The following is a 7,272-nucleotide window of genomic DNA, read 5'->3' as shown; positions in this document are numbered from 1 at the left end:
CCACCCCCCGCCGCCGCGCCGCTCTAGCGGTAGAACCAATGACCTGCCCCCCCAACGCCTTCCGCACCGGCGAAGACCTGATCCGCCTCTCCCCCGACGCCCAGGTCTCCCACCACTGGGGCATCCGCCCCCTATAACCACCCCCGCCACGCCGGGACCCCGGTCGTGTGACGATGGGGACATGGCGGACACGATGACCGCGTGGGTCGTACGTGAACCAGGCCCCATGCGCACTGGGCCACTACAGCGCGTACGAATCCCCGTGCCCACACCGGCCCCGGGCGAGGTCCTGATCAAGGTGGAGACCTGCGCGGTCTGCCGCACCGACCTCCACCTGGCCGAGGGCGACCTCACCCCGAAACACCCGGACACGGCCCCCGGCCACGAGGTGGTAGGCCGAGTAGTAGAAGGATCGCTACCCACCGGCACCCGAGTAGGCGTCCCCTGGCTCCACTCCACCTGCGGCGAATGCCGCTACTGCCTGCGCGGCACCGAAAACCTGTGCCCCAACTCCCGCTACACCGGCTGGGACGTCAACGGCGGCTACGCCGAGTACGTAGCCGCAAGAGCGGACTACATCTACGAACTCCCCGAAGGCCCAGCCGCCCCACTGGCCCCACTGCTGTGCGCCGGCATCATCGGTTACAGAGCCCTAGTACGCGCGGAACTACCCCAGGGCGGCAAGCTGGGCATATACGGCTTCGGCGCCTCCGCCCACCTGACCGCCCAGGTGGCCCTGGCCGCAGGCGCCACCGTCCACGTCCTGACCCGCTCGGAAAAAGCCCGCGACCTGGCCATAGACCTAGGCGCCGCCTCAGCGGGCGACGCCTACGACCCTCCACCCGAGCCCCTGGACGCCGCCATCCTCTTCGCCCCCATAGGCGACCTCGTACCGATAGCCCTGAAAGCCCTCGACCGAGGCGGCACCCTGGCCATAGCCGGCATCCACCTGACCGACATCCCCACCTTGAACTACCAGCACCACCTGTTCAACGAACGCACCGTACGCAGCGTCACGGCGAACACCCGCACGGACGGCCGAGCCTTCCTCGACCTGGCCGCCCGCCACCCCCTCAGCGTGACCACGACCGAGTACCCCTTCGACGAGGCGGACCAGGCACTGGCCGACCTGGCCGCGGACCGGGTGAACGGCGCGGCCGTGCTGCGGATCGGCACCTAGGCCTTGCGGGCCACCCCGCCGACGTAGGTGGGGTAGAGCACGCTCCCCCTGACCTCCGGGCTCGGCTCGATACGCCACCCGGCGAGCGGAACCAGTCCCGGTTCGAGTAGTTCGAAGTCCCCGAAGTACTCCTTGATCTCGTCATTGCTGCGCCAGCGCCCCGTGCCGAGGTTCTCGTTGAAGACCTTCTCGGCCGTCGCCGCCTGCTGGGCCGACTCCGGGGCCGCGTCCCCCGGATTGCAGAAGTGAGAGACCGCCACGAAGCTCCCGGACGTCAGCGGCGCGCGCAGCGTGGCCGCCACCCCCGCAGGGTCCTCCTCGTCATTCAAGTGGTGCAGGATGCTCAGCATCAGCAGCCCCACCGGCTCGCTGAAGTCGATGAACTCCCGCACCTGCGGGTGATCGAGGATCGACCGCGGCTCCCGCGCGTCGGCCTGGATCACCGTGGTGCTGCCGTTGGTGGCGAGCAGCGCCCGCCCGTGCGCCAGCACCATGGGGTCGTTGTCCACGTACACGACCCGCGCCGCCGGGTCGACCCGCTGGGCCACCTGGTGCACGTTGCCCTGGGTGGGCAGCCCCGACCCGATGTCCAGGAACTGCCGGACCCCCGCCTCGGCCGCCATGTGGTGCACGGCTCTCTGCAGGAAGAGCCGGTTCTGCCGCCCCGCCTCCGGAGCGCCCGGGGCGATCTGCAGGGCCATCTCGGCGACATGCCGGTCGACGGCGAAGTTGTCCTTCCCCCCGAGGAACCAGTCGTAGACCCTCGCGATGCTGGGCTTCGTCGTGTCGACCTCCGGAGGAAGCTGACCCGTAGCCGGAGTCGCCCAGTCCCAATCCTCGCCGCGCTCGCCCACCCTCGCCGCCCCCACCCTTATTTCGATCGGGGTCTCGCTTGATCACGAGACATCGCAGATTTTAACTCTGAACCCCGAAGCAAGCAGGCATGTAGCGATAACGAGACATCTACTCCACGTACTACCACTCGGCTCCGTTAAGCCCCCACACCCCGAGGAACTTCACACTTCATCACGTTGAGTCCCAAACCACTCGGAATGAAAGTTTCATCCGACCGCCCCACCGAAACGGCCTACAGCCGCTCGTACCCTCGCGACCCCGCCCCCGGCCCGAGCGAGGCAATGGCGTCCCGCAACAACCACGCCTCCCGGTTCAGCAGCCGCCGATCCCGCGGCTCGCAGTCCGCGTCGATCACGAAGTCGTCGTCCGCGAACCGCGGGAACACATGCAGATGCACATGTGAGGCCCCGGAAAAGGCCCCCTCCCCATCCTCCAGCAGCAGATTCACCCCTTCACACCGCAGCCCGCACCGCCGCAACCCCCGCGCCACCCGCCGCGCCGTACACCACATGTGCGTCCCGACCCCGTCGTCCAGGTCCTCCAGGGCGGCCACGTGCTCACGCGAGACCACCAGCACATGCCCCGGATTCACCGGATGCGAGTCCATGATCACCAGAACGAGCTCGTCCTGATGGACCAGGCTGACCTCCACCACCCCGGAGGCCACCTCGCAGAAGACGCATCCCTCCCCCGAATGCTCCATGCACCCATAATCCCCCCCGTCGGCGCGCGAGCCCCGCCGCCCCCACCGAGCGGCCGGCCCGCACGGTGATCACGTCCGTTCATCGCCGCCCCTCCGCACCCCCGCCTCCGGCCGCCGGGCGTCCTTCTCGACCGCCCCGCGCAGGACCCGCCGGCCCCACAGGCCGTACGGCAACCGCCGCAAGGCACGCAGAATCGCCGACCGCGCGCCCGGATCGCCGAGCGTGCGCCTCGCCAGCCGCACCGCCTCCCGTACCCTCCCGGGCCCGGACCGCGCGTCCCCCGGCCGCCGTCCGGCCCTACGCTCGCGCACCGCACCCACCTCCCGCACTTACCGCATCCCCCACCCCCGCGGCCACCAACTGCTCCACCCCGGCGAAGAACGACACGTCACCGAGCCTTCCCGCCTCCAGGAAGTCCCGGCGCCGCACCACCGCCCCGGACGCCAGGAACCCCGCCGCCCCGGCCCCCAGCAGCCCGTTGATCGGATCGGGCTCGCCCCCCACCGGCACCCGCGCCGCGATCAGCGCGAGCCGCGGCTCCGCATCGAACATCTCGGCCGCCCCCCGCAGCACCCCCGGCCCCCACCCCGATCCGACGTCACAGAAGGCCACGTACGGCGTGGCCGCCGCCCACACCCCCACGTTCCGGGCCACCGCCGTCCCGTGGTCACGCGCGAGTCTGATCACTTCCACCCGTGGGTGGCGCGCCTCGACCACCTCCGGCCCGCCGTCCACGGAGCCGTTGTCCACCACGATCACATGTGGCCGTTCCGGCAGCCGCTCCAGCCGCTCGATCGTCCGCAGCAGTTCCTCACACCGGTCTCTGGTGGCGATGACCACGCTGACCGCTACACCCCAGGGCGTTCCCAACGTTCTTCCCCTCGCGCCCGGCGTACGACAGTTACGCCTCTCATTGCTCCACTGCCCCGAACAAACCCGGTCAGTCCTCCCCGAAACGCCGTACCGCCCGCCGGGTGACGGCCCCGGCGGGCGGTACGGAGATCAATCGCTCAGCGCAGCACGCTGTACAGCGCCGACGTGAGCGACGCCCTGCTGTCGTCCCCGTCGATCGACCACATCATCGACCCGCCGAGCCCCTTCAACCTGATGTAGGCACCCTTGATGAGCAGCGTCGAGGGATCGTCGTACGACCAGAACTCGTTCCCGTCGTACAGCCACTGCGTCCCGGTGAGCAGATCCCGGTAGTGCCTGCCCGGCTTCGTCGCGAGCACCTTGTAGTCCTCGTTCCCCGCCGCCCACAGCCCCGGCGCGGCCCCCGTCGCCGGCTGGTAGAGCCCGTGGTCAGCCGACCCGACCCCGGTCCAGCCCTGCCCGTAGGCGGGAACTCCCACGACGATCTTCTGCGCCGGCGCGCCCCGCTCCAGGAAGTCACGCACCGTCGCGTCCACGCTGTACTTCACCGGGTTCGGATCCTTGCGATCGGTGAAGAGGTTCCCGTTGTGCCCCGTCCGGCTCTCCCACGTCCCGTGCAGGTCGTATCCCTGCACCGTCGCGAAGTCCAGCTGCCGGAACACGTCCCGCACCTCGAACCCGGCGTCGATCTTCGCCTCGGCGGCGGGCAGGAACGCCGTCAGCTGGCTCTTGGCGTCGAACGCCCGCATCTGCCGCCGCAGCTCGGTGACGAAGAGCGTGAAGTTCCGCTTGTCCTCGGGCCGGATGACGTTCCCGGTGTTCCCCTCCGACCCCGGCCACTCCCAGTCCAGGTCGATCCCGTCGAACACCCCGGCACCGGCGCCCGCCGGAAGATCAGGCAGGTTCCCCTTGAGCCAGAGGTCGACGCAGGAGGACGCCAGCTTGGCCCGCGCCTGCGCCGTCACCACCGCGTCCGAGAAGTACTTCGACCCCGTCCACCCCCCGAGCGAGATCAGCACCTTGAGCTTCGGGTACTTGGCCTTGAGCTTCTTCAGCTGGTTGAGGTTGCCGTTCAGCGCCTGCCCCGCGGCGTCCGCCACCCCGTCCACGCTCTGCTCGGCCGGCACCGGCCGCTGCCAGTCCGCCCAGGCGTCGAACGAGCTGCACGTCCCATCCGCCCCCACGTTCCCGAACGCGTAGTTGACGTGCGTCAACTTCTTGGCGGCCCCGCTGACGTCCATATCCCGGACGTGATAGTTCCGCCCGTAGATGCCCCACTGAATGAAGTAGGCGACCCTCTTGAAGCGATCACCGGAATTCTGCGTGGTAGAAGCCTGAGCCGGCACGGCCACCGTAGTGAGCCCGGCGGCCAGCACCGCCGTCGTGAGAAGGTGCAGGAAAGGTCGTCGCACGGCCATCTCCACTGCCTTTGATGGGAGGTATTTCATAGGAAAGTTTCCTATTAGTTCCCCGGATCGTAGATCCCCGCCCTCACCCCGTCAATACACCCGCCGGGACCCCGAACCAAGCGTTCAAAGCCGCACGGACATCGCCGTCCCCCTGAGCCCGCGCGGCCCAGGCGATATGCCCGTCCGGCCGGATCAGCACCGCACCCGGCGCAGGCACACGCCCCACACCCGGAATGGCCCAGGTCCGGGCCGGACACCGGGCCCGCACCAGATCGACCCGGTCCGCCCACCCGTCGTGGACCCCGTCGAGCGCGCCGAGGTCGAGCAACACACCCCGCCCCGCCCGCAACAACGCGAAAGCCCGCTCCGGCGCACCTCCGTCCAGGGGAAGAAGGTCGACATCGGGCATCCGGACCCCGATGAGGGGATGGTCCCCCGCCCCGCGATGTCCATCCGCCATGGGATACCGCACGTCCAGCGCCGTCACCATGCCGCCGAGCAGGTCGTTCACCGCCTCCACCCCCACGAGGCCACCCACCACCTCCCGCAACGCGGTCGTCTGCGCATCCGGCCGCGACAACGCCGACTGCGCCCGCGTGTTGTGCAGCACCCGCGCCCCCACCGGATGCCGCTCCGCGTGATAACTGTCCAGCAGCCCCTCCGGCGCCCACCCCCGCACCGTCGCCGCCAGCTTCCACCCCAGGTTGACCGCGTCCTGTACCCCCAGGTTCAGCCCCTGCCCCCCGGCCGGGAAGTGAACGTGCGCCGCGTCCCCCGCCAGCAACACCCTCCCCACCCGGTACCTCTCCGCCTGCCGCGCCGCGTCCCCGAACCGCGACAACCACCGCGGCCTGCGCATCCCGAAGTCCGTACCCGCGATCTTCACGCAGGCCTCCCGCAACGTCTCCAACGTGACCGGCTCATCCCGCCCCGCCACCCGGTCGTACTCGGTGGTGATCACCCGGAACCACCCAGGCTCGAAGCTGAGCACCCCGATCGTCCCGTGGTCATGCCGCTCCTGAAAGATCGGCTCGGCCGGCGGCTCGGCCAGCTCGACATCCCCCAGCAGCGCCGTCAACGTCGCGCCGGTCCCAGGGAACCCGACCCCCGCGAGCTTCCGCACCCTGCTCCGCCCCCCGTCGCACCCGACCACATACTCGCCGCGCAGCCACCCCCCGCCGTCCAGCTCCACATCGACCCCGGCCTCGTCCTGCCGAAGCCCGACCACCTCCACCGGCCGCCGCAACCGAACCCCCAGCTCCAGCGCCCGCTCCTCCAGCAACAGCTCGATCTTCGTCTGAAGCAGCATCAGCAGATACGGATACCGCGTGGCGAACCCGCTCAGATCAAGCGGCAACGCCGAGAAGTGCGCCCCCTGCATAGGCCGCCCCGCCGCGAGGAAGGGCTCCAGCATCCCCCGCTGATCGAGCACCTCCATCGTCCGCGCGTGCATCCCCCCCGCCCGCGCCTCCGCCGACACCCGCGCCCCCCGCCGCTCCACCACCAGCACGTCAACCCCCGCGAGCCGCAACTCACAGGCGAGCATGAGCCCCGTGGGCCCACCCCCCACGACGATGACCTCCGCGTCCACGGCCCCTCCTTAACATCGTTAAACTCTAACGCCGTTAAGGATTACCCGAACACTGTTAAGCTGTCAAGCGCACCAGCTGCCCTTGGAGCCCACCCTCATGAAGATCACCCGCGACGCCATCGCCCGCACCGCCCTGACCCTGCTCGACGAGGTAGGCCTGGACGGCCTCACCATGCGCCTGATCGCCAAGGAGCTGAACGTCCAGGCCCCCGCCCTCTACTGGCACATCAAAAACAAACAGGAACTCCTAGACGCCATGGCCACCATCATCACCGTCGAGGCCACCGAGTCCCTCACCCTGGACACCCTCCCCAAGTGCCCCACCAAACCCTTCTGGGAACACTGGCTCCACAGTTGGGCCCAAACCCTGAGAACCACCCTGCTCAACCACCGCGACGGCGCCCGAGTAGTAGCAGGCACCAACGTCACCCACCCCGCCGTGACCACCCTGCTGGAAACCACCCTCCGCATCCTCGAAGAAGCCGGCTTCCCCCCCAAACCCGCTGCCCAGGCCGTCCCCCTCGTCCTCCACTACACAATCGGCCACACCATCGAAGAACAAGCCAGACAAGGCCACACCTACCCAGAAGGCCAAAACCCCTACACCACCCCCCACCCCCCCACCTCCATAAACCCCACCCGCCACCCAAGAACCACAAC

General features: G+C 69.3%; 8 protein-coding genes. 2 read left to right on the top strand and 6 right to left on the bottom strand.

The genetic code is table 11. The features are described from left to right. Nucleotides 1–181 precede the first annotated feature (181 nt). Nucleotides 182–1,180: a zinc-binding alcohol dehydrogenase family protein gene (locus tag ACFP1K_RS40680; RefSeq protein WP_380763874.1), complete on the top strand. Its 999-nt coding sequence runs from the start codon at nt 182–184 to the stop codon at nt 1,178–1,180. Here ACFP1K_RS40680 and ACFP1K_RS40675 read toward each other — a convergent pair. From ACFP1K_RS40675 to ACFP1K_RS40650, 6 genes are all read right to left on the bottom strand, one after another. After that, complete coding sequence (locus tag ACFP1K_RS40675; RefSeq protein WP_380763872.1) at nt 1,177–2,049, bottom strand: SAM-dependent methyltransferase; 873 nt, start codon at nt 2,047–2,049, stop codon at nt 1,177–1,179. The genes ACFP1K_RS40680 and ACFP1K_RS40675 overlap by 4 nt on opposite strands. A 218-nt stretch (nt 2,050–2,267) precedes the next feature. Further along, nucleotides 2,268–2,738, bottom strand: a complete 471-nt coding sequence (locus tag ACFP1K_RS40670; protein ID WP_380763870.1) for an HIT family protein — start codon at nt 2,736–2,738, stop codon at nt 2,268–2,270. A 69-nt stretch (nt 2,739–2,807) separates the two neighbouring features. Beyond that, nucleotides 2,808–3,050: a hypothetical protein gene (locus ACFP1K_RS40665; protein WP_380763867.1), complete on the bottom strand. Its 243-nt coding sequence runs from the start codon at nt 3,048–3,050 to the stop codon at nt 2,808–2,810. Next, entirely contained in the window at nt 3,037–3,609 is a 573-nt protein-coding gene (locus ACFP1K_RS40660) for a glycosyltransferase family 2 protein (RefSeq protein WP_380763865.1), read from the bottom strand. Before ACFP1K_RS40660 ends, ACFP1K_RS40665 begins: the two co-directional genes overlap by 14 nt. A 140-nt stretch (nt 3,610–3,749) precedes the next feature. Next, on the bottom strand, nt 3,750–5,024 hold the full coding sequence (locus ACFP1K_RS40655; RefSeq protein ID WP_380763863.1) for a glycoside hydrolase family 18 protein: 1,275 nt from the start codon (nt 5,022–5,024) through the stop codon (nt 3,750–3,752). 79 nt (nt 5,025–5,103) lie between these two features. Next, on the bottom strand, nt 5,104–6,612 hold the full coding sequence (locus tag ACFP1K_RS40650) for an FAD-dependent oxidoreductase (RefSeq protein WP_380763861.1): 1,509 nt from the start codon (nt 6,610–6,612) through the stop codon (nt 5,104–5,106). A 97-nt stretch (nt 6,613–6,709) separates the two neighbouring features. On the opposite strand from ACFP1K_RS40650, the gene ACFP1K_RS40645 reads away from it, so the two are divergent. Beyond that, nucleotides 6,710–7,272, top strand: a 563-nt coding sequence (locus ACFP1K_RS40645) for a TetR/AcrR family transcriptional regulator C-terminal domain-containing protein (protein WP_380763859.1), incomplete at its 3' end; no start/stop codon positions are given.

The organism is Sphaerisporangium aureirubrum, from assembly GCF_042658925.1.
GTDB lineage: Bacteria > Actinomycetota > Actinomycetes > Streptosporangiales > Streptosporangiaceae > Sphaerisporangium > Sphaerisporangium aureirubrum.
Note: the sequence above shows the minus strand (reverse complement) of the source record. Positions and strands in the feature narration are given on the sequence as shown.

Coding starts and splice junctions, on each gene's coding strand:
- ACFP1K_RS40670 (WP_380763870.1), bottom strand. CDS start 2,738: ATGGAGCATTCGGGGGAGGGATGCGTCTTCTGCGAGGTGGCCTCCGGG.
- ACFP1K_RS40680 (WP_380763874.1), top strand. CDS start 182: ATGGCGGACACGATGACCGCGTGGGTCGTACGTGAACCAGGCCCCATG.